This is a genomic window from Williamsia muralis NBRC 105860 (genome assembly GCF_001598915.1).
In the GTDB taxonomy this organism is placed as follows: domain Bacteria; phylum Actinomycetota; class Actinomycetes; order Mycobacteriales; family Mycobacteriaceae; genus Williamsia; species Williamsia muralis.
Window position 1 is genome coordinate 1,177,788 of record NZ_BDAP01000001.1, and the last position, 15,537, is coordinate 1,193,324.

At 67.0% G+C, this 15,537-nt stretch carries 17 protein-coding genes and 1 riboswitch; of the genes, 6 read left to right on the plus strand and 11 right to left on the minus strand.

Features of this window, described 5'->3' with window-relative positions; genetic code table 11:
* Positions 1 to 26 precede the first annotated feature (26 nt).
* The 4 genes from WIMU1_RS05730 to WIMU1_RS05745 all read right to left on the minus strand — a co-directional run bounded on the left by WIMU1_RS05730 (position 27) and on the right by WIMU1_RS05745 (position 6,333).
* Entirely contained in the window at positions 27 to 1,184 is a 1,158-nt protein-coding gene (locus WIMU1_RS05730) for a pyridoxal phosphate-dependent aminotransferase (RefSeq protein WP_062795917.1), read from the minus strand.
* Between the two features lie 26 nt (positions 1,185 to 1,210).
* On the minus strand, positions 1,211 to 2,068 hold the full coding sequence (locus WIMU1_RS05735; protein WP_062795454.1) for a sigma-70 family RNA polymerase sigma factor family protein: 858 nt from the start codon (positions 2,066 to 2,068) through the stop codon (positions 1,211 to 1,213).
* A 104-nt stretch (positions 2,069 to 2,172) separates the two neighbouring features.
* On the minus strand, positions 2,173 to 3,825 hold the full coding sequence (locus tag WIMU1_RS05740) for a DNA repair helicase XPB (RefSeq protein ID WP_062795455.1): 1,653 nt from the start codon (positions 3,823 to 3,825) through the stop codon (positions 2,173 to 2,175).
* A gap of 150 nt (positions 3,826 to 3,975) precedes the next feature.
* The gene (locus WIMU1_RS05745) at positions 3,976 to 6,333 is read right to left on the minus strand and encodes a helicase-associated domain-containing protein (RefSeq protein WP_084248010.1); all 2,358 of its coding nucleotides are present in this window, start codon (positions 6,331 to 6,333) and stop codon (positions 3,976 to 3,978) included.
* A gap of 6 nt (positions 6,334 to 6,339) precedes the next feature.
* Here WIMU1_RS05745 and WIMU1_RS05750 point away from each other — a divergent pair, with 6 nt between their 5' ends.
* The 4 genes from WIMU1_RS05750 to WIMU1_RS05765 are packed head-to-tail and all read left to right on the plus strand — an operon-like array spanning position 6,340 to position 8,002.
* The gene (locus tag WIMU1_RS05750; RefSeq protein WP_023955355.1) at positions 6,340 to 6,528 is read left to right on the plus strand and encodes a hypothetical protein; all 189 of its coding nucleotides are present in this window, start codon (positions 6,340 to 6,342) and stop codon (positions 6,526 to 6,528) included.
* Positions 6,529 to 6,531: 3 nt separating this feature from the next.
* Positions 6,532 to 7,071, plus strand: a complete 540-nt coding sequence (gene moaC, locus WIMU1_RS05755) for a cyclic pyranopterin monophosphate synthase MoaC (RefSeq protein WP_062795457.1) — start codon at positions 6,532 to 6,534, stop codon at positions 7,069 to 7,071.
* The gene (locus tag WIMU1_RS05760) at positions 7,071 to 7,565 is read left to right on the plus strand and encodes a MogA/MoaB family molybdenum cofactor biosynthesis protein (RefSeq protein WP_062795458.1); all 495 of its coding nucleotides are present in this window, start codon (positions 7,071 to 7,073) and stop codon (positions 7,563 to 7,565) included. Before moaC ends, WIMU1_RS05760 begins: the two co-directional genes overlap by 1 nt.
* Positions 7,565 to 8,002, plus strand: coding sequence for a molybdenum cofactor biosynthesis protein MoaE (locus tag WIMU1_RS05765; RefSeq protein WP_062795459.1), 438 nt, complete (start codon positions 7,565 to 7,567; stop codon positions 8,000 to 8,002). Before WIMU1_RS05760 ends, WIMU1_RS05765 begins: the two co-directional genes overlap by 1 nt.
* Positions 8,003 to 8,152: 150 nt before the next feature.
* Here WIMU1_RS05765 and WIMU1_RS05770 read toward each other — a convergent pair whose 3' ends face one another.
* The 5 genes from WIMU1_RS05770 to WIMU1_RS05790 all read right to left on the minus strand — a co-directional run bounded on the left by WIMU1_RS05770 (position 8,153) and on the right by WIMU1_RS05790 (position 11,448).
* The gene (locus WIMU1_RS05770) at positions 8,153 to 8,758 is read right to left on the minus strand and encodes a transglycosylase family protein (protein WP_062795460.1); all 606 of its coding nucleotides are present in this window, start codon (positions 8,756 to 8,758) and stop codon (positions 8,153 to 8,155) included.
* 7 nt (positions 8,759 to 8,765) lie between these two features.
* Positions 8,766 to 8,938, minus strand: a riboswitch (cyclic di-AMP (ydaO/yuaA leader).
* 301 nt (positions 8,939 to 9,239) lie between these two features.
* A complete protein-coding gene (locus WIMU1_RS05775; protein ID WP_062795461.1) occupies positions 9,240 to 9,488 on the minus strand; it encodes a MoaD/ThiS family protein in 249 nt (82 codons plus the stop codon).
* Positions 9,489 to 9,490: 2 nt separating this feature from the next.
* Positions 9,491 to 10,582: a GTP 3',8-cyclase MoaA gene (gene moaA, locus WIMU1_RS05780; RefSeq protein ID WP_371850279.1), complete on the minus strand. Its 1,092-nt coding sequence runs from the start codon at positions 10,580 to 10,582 to the stop codon at positions 9,491 to 9,493.
* 93 nt (positions 10,583 to 10,675) lie between these two features.
* On the minus strand, positions 10,676 to 11,188 hold the full coding sequence (locus WIMU1_RS05785) for a flavin reductase family protein (protein WP_062795921.1): 513 nt from the start codon (positions 11,186 to 11,188) through the stop codon (positions 10,676 to 10,678).
* Between the two features lie 8 nt (positions 11,189 to 11,196).
* Complete coding sequence (locus WIMU1_RS05790) at positions 11,197 to 11,448, minus strand: hypothetical protein (RefSeq protein WP_062795462.1); 252 nt, start codon at positions 11,446 to 11,448, stop codon at positions 11,197 to 11,199.
* Positions 11,449 to 11,601: 153 nt separating this feature from the next.
* Between WIMU1_RS05790 and WIMU1_RS26815 the strand changes: the two genes are divergently transcribed.
* Entirely contained in the window at positions 11,602 to 12,015 is a 414-nt protein-coding gene (locus tag WIMU1_RS26815) for a cold-shock protein (protein ID WP_023955337.1), read from the plus strand.
* A 66-nt stretch (positions 12,016 to 12,081) separates the two neighbouring features.
* On the opposite strand, the gene WIMU1_RS05800 is transcribed toward WIMU1_RS26815, so the two are convergent.
* Both WIMU1_RS05800 and WIMU1_RS05805 read right to left on the minus strand, forming a co-directional pair.
* A complete protein-coding gene (locus WIMU1_RS05800; protein WP_023955335.1) occupies positions 12,082 to 12,618 on the minus strand; it encodes a DUF2771 family protein in 537 nt (178 codons plus the stop codon).
* Between the two features lie 10 nt (positions 12,619 to 12,628).
* On the minus strand, positions 12,629 to 14,401 hold the full coding sequence (locus WIMU1_RS05805; RefSeq protein ID WP_030169605.1) for an MFS transporter: 1,773 nt from the start codon (positions 14,399 to 14,401) through the stop codon (positions 12,629 to 12,631).
* A 310-nt stretch (positions 14,402 to 14,711) separates the two neighbouring features.
* Between WIMU1_RS05805 and WIMU1_RS05810 the strand changes: the two genes are divergently transcribed.
* On the plus strand, positions 14,712 to 15,536 hold the full coding sequence (locus WIMU1_RS05810) for a DUF3027 domain-containing protein (protein WP_084248011.1): 825 nt from the start codon (positions 14,712 to 14,714) through the stop codon (positions 15,534 to 15,536).
* The last annotated feature ends 1 nt before the right edge of the window (position 15,537 follow it).

The window sequence follows — 15,537 nt, forward strand, 5'->3', positions numbered from 1 at the left end:
TCGGCGCCTGACCAGGCATTCGACCGTCAGGACAGGGCGCGAAGGCGCTCGGCTGCCTGTTCGATCACGGTGTCCTCCTTGGCGAACGCGAACCGCACCAGATGGGTCCACTGTTCGGGGTGGTCGACGAACGCGCTGACCGGGACCGCGGCGACCCCGATGCGAGCGGGCAGATCGCGGCAGAACTCGGCGCCGTCGTGGTAGCCGAGTGGCCGGGGGTCGGCGCAGACGAAATAAGTGCCCTCGCTGCGGTGGACGCCGAAGCCCACCTCCGTCAGCGCGGCGGAGATGAGGTCGCGCTTACGCTGCAACCCGGCCGACGATCGCCGGACCCATTCCATCTCCGTGCCCAGGGCGACGGCGATTGCCGGCTGGAACGGACCGCTGCCGACAAAACTCATGAACTGCTTGGCGGCTCGGGCAGCTGCGATCAACTCGGCCGGACCGCTGATCCACCCGACCTTCCAGCCGGTGACGTTGAAGGTCTTGCCTGCCGATGACACCCGCAACGTGCGCTCGCGCATCCCGGGCAGCGTCGCCAGAGGCGTGTGTACCCGCCCGTCGAACACCAGGTGCTCGTAGACCTCGTCGGTCAGTACCAGCACATCGTTGTCGATGCAGACCTGGGCGATGGCCCTCAGATCCTCATCGGAAAGCACTGTGCCGGTGGGGTTGTGCGGACTGTTGATCACCACCATGGCCGTCTCGGGGGTGACGGCCGCATGAAGGGCATCGTGGCCGAGTGCAAAACCGTCGCCATCGGCGATCAGAGGGATGGTCACCCGCTCGGCACCGGCCATCGCTGTCGCGGCGGCGTAGGCGTCGTAGTACGGCTCGATCATCACCACCCGTTCGCCGGGCTCGACCAGCCCGATGATGGCTCCGGCGATCGCCTCGGTGGCGCCGACCGTGATCAGTACCTCGGTGGCCGGATCGTACTGCAGGCCATAGTGATCGAGTTGGTGCTGGGCCACCGCCTCCCGCAGGGCCGGGATGCCTGGACCGGGCGGATACTGGTTCTGGCCGGTCGCGATGGCCTCTTGTGCCGCGGCGAGCATCGCCGCCGGGCCGTCGGTGTCCGGGAATCCCTGACCGAGATTGATGGCATCGTGCTCGGCCGCCAGCTGCGACATCTCGGCGAAGATGGTGGACGAGAACGGCTGTAGGCGCTTGACCGTCCGCATGCGGGTTGCCGGCTTCTTTTCGCTGGTCATCGGAAGAGTGGTGTCCCCGTGAGCTTGTCCGGATTCGACAGGTCGTACACCGCGACGATCTTGCCGCCGCTGACGGCCAGCGCCGTCACCCTCCGATGCAGGGGGCTCTGTTCACGGATCCCGGCGTCGGTGAGCAGGCCCATCTCGCCGTTGATCAGCACGGGACGCGTGTGGCGGGTCATCTCGCTGCCGTACCGGGTCATCACGGTGGAGAGAAGTCGGAGGACGGTGGCCGAGCCGACGATCGGGCCGGTCGCCGACCTCGTGACCCCGTTGCTGTCGGCAAAGTACGTCAGATCCGGGTAAGCAAGTGCGGCAAGCGATTCCATGTCGCCCAGCGTCAACGCGAGCACGCCTTGCGCGACCACCTCGTTGTGGTCTTCGATGCTGTCGGGCTGCAGCGTGTCGGCCATCAGCTCGGCACCCTTGTCGGCGAGCCGGTTGACCTTGTCGGCCGAGATGGCCAGTGCGCCGGCGATCTGTCCGGCGTCTGTTCCGAAACAATCCCGCAGCACATACGAGATGCGGGTGGTGGGGGACAGTGATTCGAGGGCCACCATTGTGGCCAGGCGTGCGCCGTCGCCTGCCACGGCCGACGCCAGCGGGTCCTCGAACGAATCGGGTTCGAGGACAATGGGTTCGGGAAGCCACGGCCCGGTGTAGCTCTGTTTGCGTACTGCAACCGCCTGCAGTGCCGCGAGGGCGGCCCGCACTGTGCGGACCAAGCGGTCTTCCGGGTCTGAGGTGGAACCGCCGTCGGCGGCTATGCCGAGGGCAGCGACAACACTGCCGGTGAGCCGATAGCCGACCGACAACAGCTGCGGGTCACTCCGCTCGAACGTCGCAGTGGACACCCCGACAGCTTACAGTTTGCCGATCGTCAGATGCCCCATTGCCGGTGGTTCCACCTCCGCGTCGTCGGCCGACGCACGCCCCTCAGATCGCCGGCCAAAGATCGTCAGCCGACGGCGGGTCCGAGCAGATCGTCGGCATCGGTGATCCGGTACGCGTACCCCTGCTCGGCGAGGAACCGCTGGCGGTGTGCCGCGTAGTCGGCGTCGACCGTGTCGCGCGAGACCACCGAATAGAAGTGCGCCTGACCACCGTCGGCCTTCGGGCGCAGCAAGCGTCCGAGCCGCTGAGCCTCTTCCTGGCGAGAACCGAATGTGCCCGACACCTGGACCGCGACCGACGCCTCGGGGAGATCGATCGAGAAGTTGGCGACCTTCGAGACCACCAGCGTCTGGATCTCGCCGGTGCGGAACTTCGCGAACAACTCCTCGCGCTCTTTGTTCTTCGTCGACCCCTTGATCACGGGCGCGTCGAGGGCAGCGCCGAGTTCGTCGAGCTGGTCCAGGTAGGCGCCGATGATCAGTGTCTGAGAGTTCTTGTGCTGCTCGAGGATCGACTTCACCACATTGATCTTGGTGTGCGCCGTCGAACAGAGTTTGTACTTCTCCTCCGGCTCGGCGACCGCGTATTCGAGGCGCTCGTTGTCGGTGAGTGTCACCCGAACCTCGATGCACTCGGCGGGAGCGATCCAGCCCTGCGCCTCGATGTCCTTCCACGGCGCGTCGTAGCGCTTGGGCCCGATCAAACTGAAGACGTCGCCTTCCCGGCCGTCCTCACGCACCAAGGTGGCGGTGAGACCGAGGCGGCGCCGCGACTGCAGATCCGCCGTCATCCGGAACACCGGCGCGGGCAGCAGGTGGACCTCGTCATAGATGATCAGCCCCCAGTCGCGGGAGTCGAACAGATCAAGATTCCGGTACTCGCCCTTGGATTTGCGGGTCATCACCTGATAGGTGGCGATGGTGACAGGGCGGATCTCCTTGCGCTCACCCGAGTACTCGCCGATCTCTTCTTCGGTCAGCGACGTCCGTGCGATGAGCTCCCGCTTCCACTGCCTGCCGGCGACCGTGTTGGTGACGAGGATCAACGTGGTGGCCTGCGCCGTGGCCATCGCGGCCGCACCGACCATGGTCTTCCCTGCACCACAGGGCAGCACAACCACGCCGGAACCACCCGCCCAGAACGACTCGGCAGCCAGCTGCTGGTAGTCACGCAGCTCCCAGCCGTTCTCGTCCAGCTTGATCTCGTGGGCTTCGCCGTCGACGTACCCGGCGAGGTCCTCGGCAGGCCAGCCCACCTTCAGCAGGATCTGCTTGAGACGGCCGCGCTCGGAGGGATGAACGATGACCGTGTCGTCGTCCACCCGGGCACCCAGCATCGGCGCCACCTTCTTGTTGCGCATGATCTCGACCAGCACCGCGCGGTCGAAGCTGACCAGGGTCAATCCGTGCACCGGACTCTTCACCAGCTGTAGCCGGCCGAAGCGGCCCATGGTGTCGACGACATCCATCAGCAGAGGCTGCGGCACCGCGTAACGCGAGAACGTGACCAGCGCATCGACCACCTGCTCGGCGTCGTGCCCGGCGGCACGAGCGTTCCACAAGGCGAGCGGTGTCACCCGGTAGGTGTGCACGTGCTCGGGAGCCCTCTCGAGCTCGGCGAACGGCGCAATCGCGGCCCTCGCCTCGGCAGCCTGGGGGTGGTCGACCTCCAGTAGAAGGGTCTTGTCCGATTGCACGATCAACGGTCCGTCAGTCACAAGGAACCATTCTCCTCAGAAGCAGCAGTTTGTGCCACGAGCGGTGGCCGGGGGATCGAGAGCTGCTATATGTGGCAACTCGCTTCGTGATCAACAGTCAACAGGCCGCCGAACTTCCCGACGGCCTCGGCCCGAGGTGGCCGCGCGGAATCAGTCGACGATCTCCACGCTGGTGATCCGGTGAAGTGAGAACCGGTGTTCGTCGTTGCTGCCCGGGTCCAGGGCGATCACCTGGCCGGCGCCGATCATCCGGGGCACGACCACGTGTTTGGACGCGAAGCCCTCGGCGTTGACGTACCCCAGGCGTACCGACTGCTTGTTCGCCAACGCGGTCTGCAGCAATGCGGTCGCAGGCAGTCCGCCACCGGTCACCGATGACCCTCCGGCTCCGGCCGCGGTGAGCGTGGCTGCGTTCGCCGCGTCCTGTGATCGCATGTGGCTTACCACCGCAGCCAACCGATCGCGAGCGGGTGAGCTGAGCGACGGCTTGCGTGCCGACGCGCGTCGTTCCCGTGGGGTCGGCAGCCGAGCCCCGCGCGTGCGCAGGTCCACCAGTTCACCGGCCGAATCCTCGCCCGCCGGAACGAATCCGCCCGCCCGCAGGATATCGAGGACGTCGATGATGGGGTCGTCACACACTGCCACGGTCGGGGCCAGTGCGCGCAGCGACAACTGTTCGGCCACCGGTGAATTGAGCACCGCCGCGAGCGTGGTCGGGTCCTCGCAACGGATGAACGTACTGGCCACGCCGACGCGCAGCTGTCCGTGCTTACGCGCGACATCGTCGATGAGGTATGAGAGTGACTGCGGCACAGGGGTCTTCGAGTGGGACGTGAACAGTGTCATCAGCTCGGTGCCGGTACGGCCCGCATCGAGCGCGCGGCGAACCGACGACTCTGACACCCGGTACACCGAGGCCGCCCCACCGGACTCCAGGTCCGCGACCAGGGCCAGGTCGGCCGCGAGTTCCGGGGTCAGTGGTCCCGGGGCGGTCACCGTCAGATCCGCTTGAGCCAAGAAGAAGTCGATGGGAGCGGGGATGGACTTTGCCATCGCCGCGACCGTGGCGGCCTCGACCTCGTCGGGTGTACCGGTTGCGATGAGTTCGCGGCCCGCCGACGTCAGGGCACCGTGAGCCACCAGGCCCAGCGACTGGGCCTCGGCGAGTGTTTCGATGATCGTCGACTGCGGCATGCGGCGAAGCCACCGGGGATGGCGCCACGCGATGTGCCTGCCGAGGGCGACCGGCGTGACGTCGGCGCCGGGTTTGGCCTCGGCCAGCGCGTGGAGCACAAGAAGCCGCTCGGCGCGGGCAGCACCTTCGGGCATCGCACCGACCAGCGCGCCGATCAACGTGCCGTCCGGGGTGCGTCCGCCGATCTGCCACGGCCTGCGGTGCAGATCCAGCCACCCCGAGGCGATGGAGAACCATCGGCGCTCGGGTGCCTGATGCGACCAGCTGTCCACGGACGTTGTCGGGGCCCACGACGGTTCGAGACCGTCCGACGGGTCGGGCACGGGGAATCCGGAATCGATGAGGCGGAGTCCGGCGAGCACCTCGATCACCAGGCCCACCCGCTTTTCTTCCACGGCCAGGGCCTTGGCGAGTCGACGGATCTCCCGCACGCCCATGCCGCCGGCCCGCAGAACCGCTGCCGGGTGGGCGCCGAGGGTCTCGATGGCGTCGGCGCTGTGCCGCAGGAACTCGAGCGCTTCGCCACCGGCCGCGGCATCGACCTCGGCCAGCCCGACCTTGCGTCCACCGCCACCGGAGAGCTCCGGCGGCCGCAACTCGAATGGCTCGGCTGGATCCTCGCCGCGGATGAGCTGGCCGATCACCACCGGCAATTCGACGGTCTGCTCATCGACCACCAGCAGCAGTCCCTGATGGACCAACCTCGGGACCGGCCGATCCGACTCGGGTCCGAGCCCGGCGTCACGGGTTCGTCCCAGGCCGGGTCCCGACGCCAGCGTGGACAACAGGTCACGCTCCCGGTCGCCGAGGGCGTCGATCTTCGCTCGGATCTCGGCGAGCGACAACGCGTTGACAGGGGCGGTCGCAAGACGTGAACGCCACGGCCACGCCGCTGCCATGTGTGGTCCGGTGACCAGCGCGTCGGGCGTCCCCCACAGCAGCGCGAGGTCGACGAGGTTGTCGATGCGCGCCCGGATCGCGTCGGGTGCGGCGCGCTCCGACAGCGCCTCGACGATGGCGTCGGTGGACACAGGCGACAGCCCACGGGTCTGTTCGGATCGCGAACCCAGTTCCGCGATGGTCTCGAGCACCGCCACCGCCAGCAGGTCCAGGTCTTCGCCACATCGGTTGATCGAGGCCGCCGACATCGCGCGCTGCGCAAGCACCTCGACCCCGGGTGGGGGAGGGCTGGCCAGATCCGGCCGGGACTGCAGGAGATCGAGCAGTTGGTCGTCGTCGCGGCGGGCGAGGTCGTCGGCCAGACTGATTGGCTGGTCGGGGCTCATCCAGTAGATGATATGCGGGCCACTCATGGCAGAATGACGCCCGTGGCTGAAAAGAAGAAGTACGTCGATAATGGTTGGCCCGAGGTTCCCGAGGGTGAGCACGCCGTCAGTGAGTTCGCCGCGCACGTCTCCGGCGCTCTGTCACCGTTCGGTGAGGTCACCTTCCCGCTCCCGGTCGACGACCTGCCTTACCTTCACCCGCGAACCACCGTCAATCGCTGATCGGTGAGCGCGCCGACCGACCGGCCCGGCCCAGGACGTCTCAGCCATCTCGACGAGGCGGGGGCGGCGCAGATGGTCGATGTCGGCGGCAAGGCCGCCACCACGCGTAAAGCGCTGGCCACCGGGGTTTTTCGCACCACCGCCGACGTGATCTCGCTGTTGTCGACGGGCGGGTTGCCCAAAGGGGATGCGCTGGCAACGGCCCGCATCGCCGGCATCATGGCCGCCAAGAAGACCCCCGAGCTGATCCCGCTGTGCCATCAGGTCGCGCTCAGCACCGTGAGCGTCGATTTCGAGCTCGGCACAGACTTCATCGAGGTGCGCGCGACCGCGGTCACCACCGACCGCACCGGCGTCGAGATGGAAGCCCTCACTGCGGTGGCGGTGACCGGACTCACCCTGCACGACATGGTCAAGGCGGTCGATCCGCGCGCGCAGATGACCGATATCTGCCTCCAGGAGAAGACCGGCGGCAAGAAGGGTCACTGGACCCGGGACAACCGGCCGGTTGACGAGACCGGCTCTGCGGACGGAGGGGTCTGATGTCTGATCCCCACGCCGCCGACCCCCGCACTGCAGTGGTGGTCGTGGCCTCGACGCGCGCCGCAGGTGGTGTGTACGCCGACCGCTCGGGGCCGATCATCGTCGAATGGTTGCGCGACCGCGGGTTCGTGGTGAACGACCCGGTGGTGGTTCCCGACGGTGACCAGGTCGGCGCAGCACTCCGAACAGCAGTCGGAGATGAGGCGGCTCTGGTCCTCACCACCGGTGGCACCGGTCTGAACCCGACCGATCAGACCCCCGAACAGACCGCCGCGGTCATCGAACGCGAAATACCCGGTCTGGCCGACGCCATCCGCAACAGCGGGTTGCCCAAAGTCCCCACGGCCGTCCTGTCGCGGGGAACGGCCGGTGTCGCGGGCCGCACCCTCATCGTCAATCTGCCCGGTTCCACGGGTGGTGTCCGTGACGGCCTCGAAGTTCTGGCACCTGTGCTCACCCACGCCCTGGACCAGATCCACGGAGGCGACCACTGATGGCTGCCATCGTCGCCCGTGCCGTGGTCACCGAAGAGCCTCTATCCACCGCCGACCATGAGGCCCTCGCCTCCGAGGCGGCAGGCGGAAAAGCTGGGGCCATTGTGAGTTTTGTCGGCGCGGTGCGCAATCACGACGGCGGCCGCGACGTCACCGCACTGAACTACAGCGCGCACCCGACGGCCGGCGAGGTCGTCGAGAAGGTCGTGGCAGAGATCGCGGCCGGGGCCGACGGCGTACGTGCGGTCGCTGTGTCGCACCGGGTGGGGCCACTGGCCATCGGTGATGCGGCGCTGGTGGTGGCCGTGGCAGCCGATCATCGCCAGGCAGCCTTCGCGACCTGTGCGCTGCTGGTCGACGAGGTCAAGGCCCAACTCCCGGTGTGGAAACACCAGATCTTCGCCGACGGCACCGACGAATGGGTTGGCTGCGCCTGACCAGAGTGCCCCACCCGCCCGGAATTGGTGGGTTCGGGCGGGGTCGACCTGGGCAAATGCTCGCCCGAACCCACCATCATCGGAACATGGAAAAGGGCCCCGCACGGACTCATGGTCGCGTGCGAGGCCCTTCGTCTGGGCTCCCCGAGATCAGGGGAGGGGCAGGATGTCCCGGTACTGGTTGTAGAACGCGATGGATCCGGCGTCGAGGTCACCGGCCGCGTTGGCCTGATCGATCAGCGCATGAACGGTGGGATCGTTGAACACGGACTTCAGGTCGTTCGCGATCTCGTCGGTCTGAGCCGAGAGGTCCGAAGCCTGGGGCGCAGCCGGTGCTGCGGGGATCTCGAGGCTGGGAGCTGCAGCGGGAGCGTTGCGCGGGGTCGCGCCACTCAGGCCGGTGCCGCAGGTCGGCCATGCGCCGGGTCCCTGGCTGGCGAGGACGCGCTCGGCGACAGCGATCTGCTGCTCACGGGTTGCCTGGTCGGCGGAGGGGGCGAACTCGCCGCCGCCGTGGCCGGTCCAGGTGCTGGGGCTGAACTGCAGTCCACCCTGGTAGCCGTTGCCGGTGTTGATGGCCCAGTTGTTACCCGACTCGCACGAGGCGACCTGGTCCCACTCGGCGTCGGTGGCTGCACCGGCGTTGCCGCCGCCTGCGAAGGCGAGGGTGGCGCCGCCGCCGATGACGGCAGAGGTGAGGGCGAACTTGGCGATGGTGCGACCAGTGGTGGTCGGCTGACGATGACGTCCGGACATGAGTTGTACTTCCTCTCTCCACGCGCCTACGAAGTCAGCTGTCGGGTTCGAGCGAGAGGTTGCTCGGTCCGCTTGCGCGGGCTTCACCCCAAGGGCTCCGATTTCTCGGAACCCGGTGATCTCCAGGAGATGTTGGGTCCCCCGTCCTCGTCCCTGAAATGCGTTTGGAGTTTCTCGGTTCGCGGGACGAGGTTGGGCGCGGCGAGCCGGGAATATTCACTTGCGGTCTGGCCGATCAGGTCGACCGAGACAGACGGTACGGGTTAATCAGTGGTTACACATAACTTCTTCGACGGCCTTTTCGACGTGTCGGCGGGCCCGTTTTCGGCGGTTTCGGCATTACTGCTGCTCATCGGTATGACTGTCGTCCTGTGTCCGTACCGTAACCCAACCGTTATGTGAGGAACGTCACAGCTTCATCCGAAGGAATGAGACGCCGATGTGGGTCGAATGACCCGTTGCTGCGCACGGTGAGATGCGCTCAACCGCCCGCGAACGGCGGCAGGACGTCGACGGTGTCGCCACTCGAGAGCGCCCGTGAGCGGTCCCGAACGGCGACGGACTCATGCAGATATGAGCATCTCTCGAGCACTTCAGCCAACTGTGGATTGCTTTGACCCAATTGGATTTCCAGATCCGCAAGAGTGGCTTTGTCAGTGAGTTCGACCACACTTTGCTCGACACCCGCGGCTGCTTGGGCGGCAGCAAAGAACCGGACGCAGATACGCATAGTCAGCCCCCGATCGCCGACATCGACCGTGCGGGCTGGAGGAAGCCTGGCTCGTTGACGCCATGGCCCGGGAGCTTGCCCCACGTGGACTGTCGCCACCGCAGCGCGATTTCCTGATCTGTAGCGTCAGTTGACTTCAGTAAACTGCGTAGGTCCGTCTCCGAGGTGGCGAACAGGCAATTGCGAAGCTGTCCGTCCGCGGTGAGCCGGGTCCGGTCGCAATCGCCGCAGAACGGGCGGGTCACGGAGGCGATGACCCCGACTCGGGCAGGCCTCCCGTCGAGCCCGGTATGACCCTCCACGATCCAGCGTTCCGCCGGGGCCGACCCACGCGCCACGTCGTCGGGCCGCAGGTCGAAGTCCTGCTGCAGGCGGGCGAGGATCTGGTCGGCGGTGATCATCGAGGTGCGTGACCAGTGGTGTTCGGCGTCCAGCGGCATCTGCTCGATGATCCGCAGTTGGTAGCCCTTGTCCAGGCACATCTTCAGGAGCGCAGCGGCGTCGTCGAGGCCGCCGGCGGTGTCGAGCACGGCATTGACCTTCACCGGGGTCAACCCGGCGTCGGCCGCGGCCTCGAGGCCTGCCAACACGTCGGGAAGGCGGTCGCGACGGGTGATGGCAGCGAACTTGGCGGCGTCGACGGTGTCCAGGGATACGTTCACCCTGTCCAGGCCGGCAGCTGCCAATCGTTTCGCCTGCCGGGCCAGGCCCAGTCCATTGGTGGTCAGCGCGATCTCGGGTCGGGGGTCAAGGGCGGCAACCGCTTCGATGATCTCCGGGAGGTCCTTGCGCAGCAGTGGCTCGCCGCCGGTGAACCGGACGGCTCGTACTCCGAGTTCGCGCACGCCCACCGAGACCGCCCGCACGATCTCGGCAGCTGTCAGAACGTCGTCGCGATCGAGCCAGTCGAGGCCTTCGGCGGGCATGCAGTAGGTACAGCGCAGATTGCAGCGGTCGGTCACCGAGACGCGGAGGTCGCGAACAGCGCGCCCGAAGGTGTCCACCATTGGACCGCTGGTGGGCATGACGGCGTCTGTCCCGACGGGCGGGCGGGCGGATAAGCCGGCTGGCATACCCAGAGCGATGGCGGTCACCTGTACAAGCCTACGGTGAACGCCCGATCGAGGTCGGATCCCCGGTGAAAACTGACTACGGTCGTTTTCTGATGGGCGCCGAAGTCGTGGTTGCTACGCCCGTCTTTCCAGCGCCCGGAACGCACTGGCGTGGAACACGAGCGGCTCCTGCGACGGGTCGGCGCGCAACGCCTCGACCTTGAGCAGGACCAGGCTGTGATCGCCGGCCGGTATCTCGTTGTAGATGGTGCACGAGAGCTGGGCCACCGCTCCGCCGATGAAGAGTGCCCCGTCGTCGGTCGTTTCCACCCGCAGCCCGGTGAATCGCGCATCGGCCCGGCCCGCGAGCTGCTTGCACTCGGCGTCCTGATCACGGGCGAACACCGACAGCCCGATGACGGGAGCGTTGCGCAACTTGGGCCACGTCGTCGATTCGTTCTGAACGCAGAGTGACACCAGTGGCGGGTTGAGCGACACCGTGGCGAACGAGCTGGCGGCCATGCCGATGGGGTCGCCGTCGCCCTGGTGGCATACGGCGACCACACCGGTCGGAAAGCAGCTGTATGCAGCGCGGAGTGCCGTGCCGTCACTGGTGGGAGTCAATGCTCCGTCGATTGAGAGCGTCATGTCGTCAGTCACTGTAGTGGCGACCTCGAGCCGCGGCCCTGGTGCGCAGCGGCGTTCCGATGGCGTCGCCCTGATCGCAACGCAAAAATCAGCCCGAGCAAAAAGCCGAGCGGGGCACACATGGTGAGCAGATAGACGAACAGGGGAGCGGTCTCACCGGTGATCGGCGTACTCAGAAACAGCCAGAGCAGTGCGATGACTCCGATGGCGAACAGTCCCACAGCGGCCCGCAGCAAGAGGCTGCCTTCGGCTTTGCGCATGTAGACAACGGTAGTGCAGGTTCGAGGCGGCCGAAAACCCGTGTGCTCGGGGGTTGGCCGAGGCGCTAGACTGACCGAACGCGTCCGGCTGGGCCAGTTGCCCGCAGCGGGCGCTTTCGTTTTGGGCAATGCGAGTAGATGAGGGTGAGCACAGTGCCTACCGGCAAGGTGAAATGGTACGACGCGGAGAAGGGCTTCGGCTTTCTCTCGCAAGATGAGGGCGAAGACGTCTATGTGCGCTCGTCCGCGCTCCCCGATGGGACCGAGGCGCTCAAACCCGGCCAGCGGGTCGAGTTCGGCATGGCAGCGGGCCGTCGCGGCCCACAGGCGTTGACGGTCAAGGTTCTCGATCCGGCTCCCAGCGTTGCCAAGAACACGCGGGAAGCGCGCAAGGAACAGCCCAAGCGGCACAGTCCTGATGAGCTGCACGGCATGGTGGCCGACCTGATCACGTTGCTGGAAGGCAAGATTCAGCCGGATCTGCGCAAGGGCCGATACCCCGACCGCAAGACCGCCGCCCGGATCTCCGAGGTGGTGCGGGCCGTTGCCCGGGAGCTCGAGACCTAGCAGTACTCGTGTGACACCGCTGCCGGTTCTCCAACCGGCCGGATCTTCGACCAGCCGGATTTCGAACTAGTCGGACGCTGGGACATCAACACCGTCGGGAAGGGTGTCGATGCCCCAGATCCCGCGTGGGATGAAGCCGCCCGCGTCTTCTTTCTGTGACGGCTGCTTGATCTCGATCGTCGCCAGGATCCGGTCGCGGGTCGAGGCGAGGGTGAATGTGCGTTTGCTGTCGCTGCGGTAGAAGACCTCGGCGGTGTTGTCGAACCCGTCTTTGGTGAGGTACTGCACCACCAGCGTCCAGGGCCCGACGGACAGGTCACTCGACAGCGACACCATCACCGCGTCGCCGACCGGCACGGGGATCCGCGCCGGCTTGTTGGTCGGCGATCCTTCGCAGTTCGTCACCTCGATGGAGCAATAGATCAGCGGCTCAACGGTGATCAGTGTGTTGCCGTTCGCGACATGCAGATACGGAACGTCGTTGTCCTCGTGTCCGGAGGCCAACGCGGCCACCGAGCCGCCGATGACGGCGACGAGCAACAGAACGGTGATGACGGCGATCGCGAAGAACTTCTTCTCGCCTGTGGTCAAGCGTGCGCTCATGTATCCCAACTCATCGGTCTCCGCCGCCCTTGTTCCAGGCCTCGCGGATGTGCGGATCGACATGGATTGCGCCGGTGGGCATGGTCATGTCTGGCCGCTTGCCGCCGAATCCGGGGACCAGCGTAGAGCCCCGGTTGGTGACGAAGGTCTGCACCAGGCCCAGGGCCAGCAATCCTGCGACGACTCCGAAGCCGATGGTGAGGTTCGGCGGGAGCAGCACGCCGAGGGATGCGCCGAACACCCAGCTCATCTGCAGGACGGTCTCAGAGCGACCGAAAGCCGAGGCCCGGGATTCGTCCGGAAGGTCGTTCTGGATGGACGAGTCAAGGCAGACCTTGCCGATGGCGCTGGTTCCCGAGGCGACGAGCGCCGCGATGGCCACGAACAGCAGGCTGCCGAACGCTGCGGCCAATGCCGCGACCGCGACGCAGGCACCGGTCACCATCACGATGATGCGCTCGGGGTTCTTCAGCTCCAGTCGTGTGCCGGTGGCGTTCCCGATGAAGTTCCCGATGCCGGCGGCCGCGCCGACCGCGCCGAGCATGGCGACCTGGGCCCAGCCGCTGCCGCCACCCTGCTGCGACTTCGCGTAGAAGGCGATGAACAGGGTCAGGAAGCCGGTCAGGATGCGGATGGTGCCGTTGCCCCAGAGACCGACGAGTACGTTGCGGCCCAGGGGCTGACGCATCGTGGCCGCCAGGGCCTTGACCGGAGAGGCCTTCTCGCCGGATTGTTTTGCGCTCGGTGGCTGTGCGCCACCAGGCGGGGGGTACTGGGCAGGATCGGGGCGTCGCAAGGGATCGCGTGCCGGTTCACCGTGGTAGGTCAGTGTGGTGGGGACCTCGCCCGCGGTGACCTCCACCCAGGACGGGATGCGCATGCACAGCACGGCGCCGGCGACGGTGATGATGGCCAGCCACACCATGGCGCCGGGCAGGTGCAGAGGAAGGACCTTGGCCAGCAACACTTCACACAGTGCTGCCACACCACCGCCGAGGATCGTTCCGCCCACCAACCCGAATGTGGTCAGTCGGGAGTTGACCCGGACCAGGTCGATGGTCGGCGGTAGGACACGCGGTGTGACGGCCGACTTGAGCACGCCGAATGACTTGGACAGCACCAACATTCCGAGTGCGCATGGGTAGAGCACCCAGGGGTCGTAGGTCAGCTGGTTCGCGGCGTCGTCCCAACCGCAGTTCGCCATCACCAGCAGGGCCAGCACGGTGCGCCCGGCGAAGGTGCCGGCCATCGCGATCCGACGGCCACGCTGGAGTTTGTCGAGCATCGGCCCGATCAGTGGGGCGATGATCGCGAACGGCGCGATGGTCAGCAACAGGTAGAGACCGACCTTGCCTTTCGATTCCGCGCTTGCGGCGGCGAAGAACAAGGTGTTGGCCAACGCGATCGTCATCGCGGCGTCGACTGCGAAGTTGACCACCGTCGGATAGGTCAACGCGGTCAGACCGGAACGGTCGGCACCGTCGGCGGTGGCGGCCTGATGAATCTTGCCCAGGCCCTTCGATGTCAGCTCCCGGCCTCGAAGCGCGGCAACGCGAGTGACGGTGAGTTTGCGGGGCATTGCCCGGCCGCCGGATTCCTCGCGGTGGTAGTCGGTCTCGTCCAGTGGCGGCAGATGCGGGTTGCGCGATGTCTGCTGGCGGGTGTCGTTCCGGCGGCTGTCGTCGTGAGGGGGGAACGCCGCGGTGGACGCGGGCGGCGGACCGCCTTGAGCAGGACCACCGTTGGGAGGCCCACTGGGCGGTCGCGGGCCACGCGGTGGCATGGGGGGCTGGCCGCCGCGCGGATAGGAGGGCTGACCCCCAGGACGTGGCTGGCGGGTTCCCGGCGTCGAGCCGTCCACCGGGTAATTGGCCGAACCCGGATGCGCTGCGGGCCCCGGTCGTGGCGGCTGGCGGGGGTCTTGCCCGGCGGGGTCGGCGGGGCGCTGAGTGCCTCTGCCCCTGCCCGAGGAGGTCGTACGAGGATCGTGTGGTTGATTTCCTCGGTTCACTTTCCCGATTGTTCCCTATCCGACGCAGGCCTACCAACCCTCGGGCACTTGCGGCGCGCCCCGATACGGCACACTGGAGGACGTGAACGCGGTTACCGAGCAGACAGACGCAGTGACTGATCACGACGGGCCCGGCAGTCATGTCGACCAGGAGAGGGATGACGCCGAGCAGAAACGCGTGGAAGCGCTGCTGACTGCGGCCGTCTCGCAGGCGAGGGCCGCGATCGACGCCGACGACAAAGAGGTCGGTGACCACCTCGAAGCGGTCACCGAGGCCGCCTTCACGGTCACCCACTACTTTGCCGCCCAGGTGCCCGGCTACCGCGGATGGCAGTGGTGTGTGGTCCTGGCCGGATGCCCTGGCTGCGACGACGTCACGGTCAACGAGGTGGCCTTGCTGCCGGGTTCCACCGCACTGACCGCGCCGGAATGGGTTCCGTGGGCCGAGCGGGTGCGGCCGGGAGACCTGAACCCCGGAGATCTGCTGGCCACGCCCGCCGACGACCCACGCCTTGTCCCGGGGTACGTCGACAACGACGACAACGACCCCTTCAGCGAAGAGTCCGCTGTGGCGACCGAACTGGGTCTGGGCCGCAAACGACTGCTGAGCCGCGAGGGTCGGCTCGAGGCGGCTTCGCGGTGGGTCGAGGGTGAGCACGGTCCCGCTTCCGAGATGGCGAGGAGCGCCCGGCACAACTGCGGCACCTGCGGTTTCTACCTCCCCGTTGTCGGTTCGCTGCGCGCCGCGTTCGGTGTGTGCGCCAACGAATACGCCGCGGACGGTCGTGTGGTGCACGCCGAGTACGGGTGCGGCGCCCACTCGGACGTCGAGGCGCCCACCGGCGGCGGAAGCCCTGCCTACGATGCCTACGACGACGGCGCGGTTGAGATCCACGCCAACTCCTGAC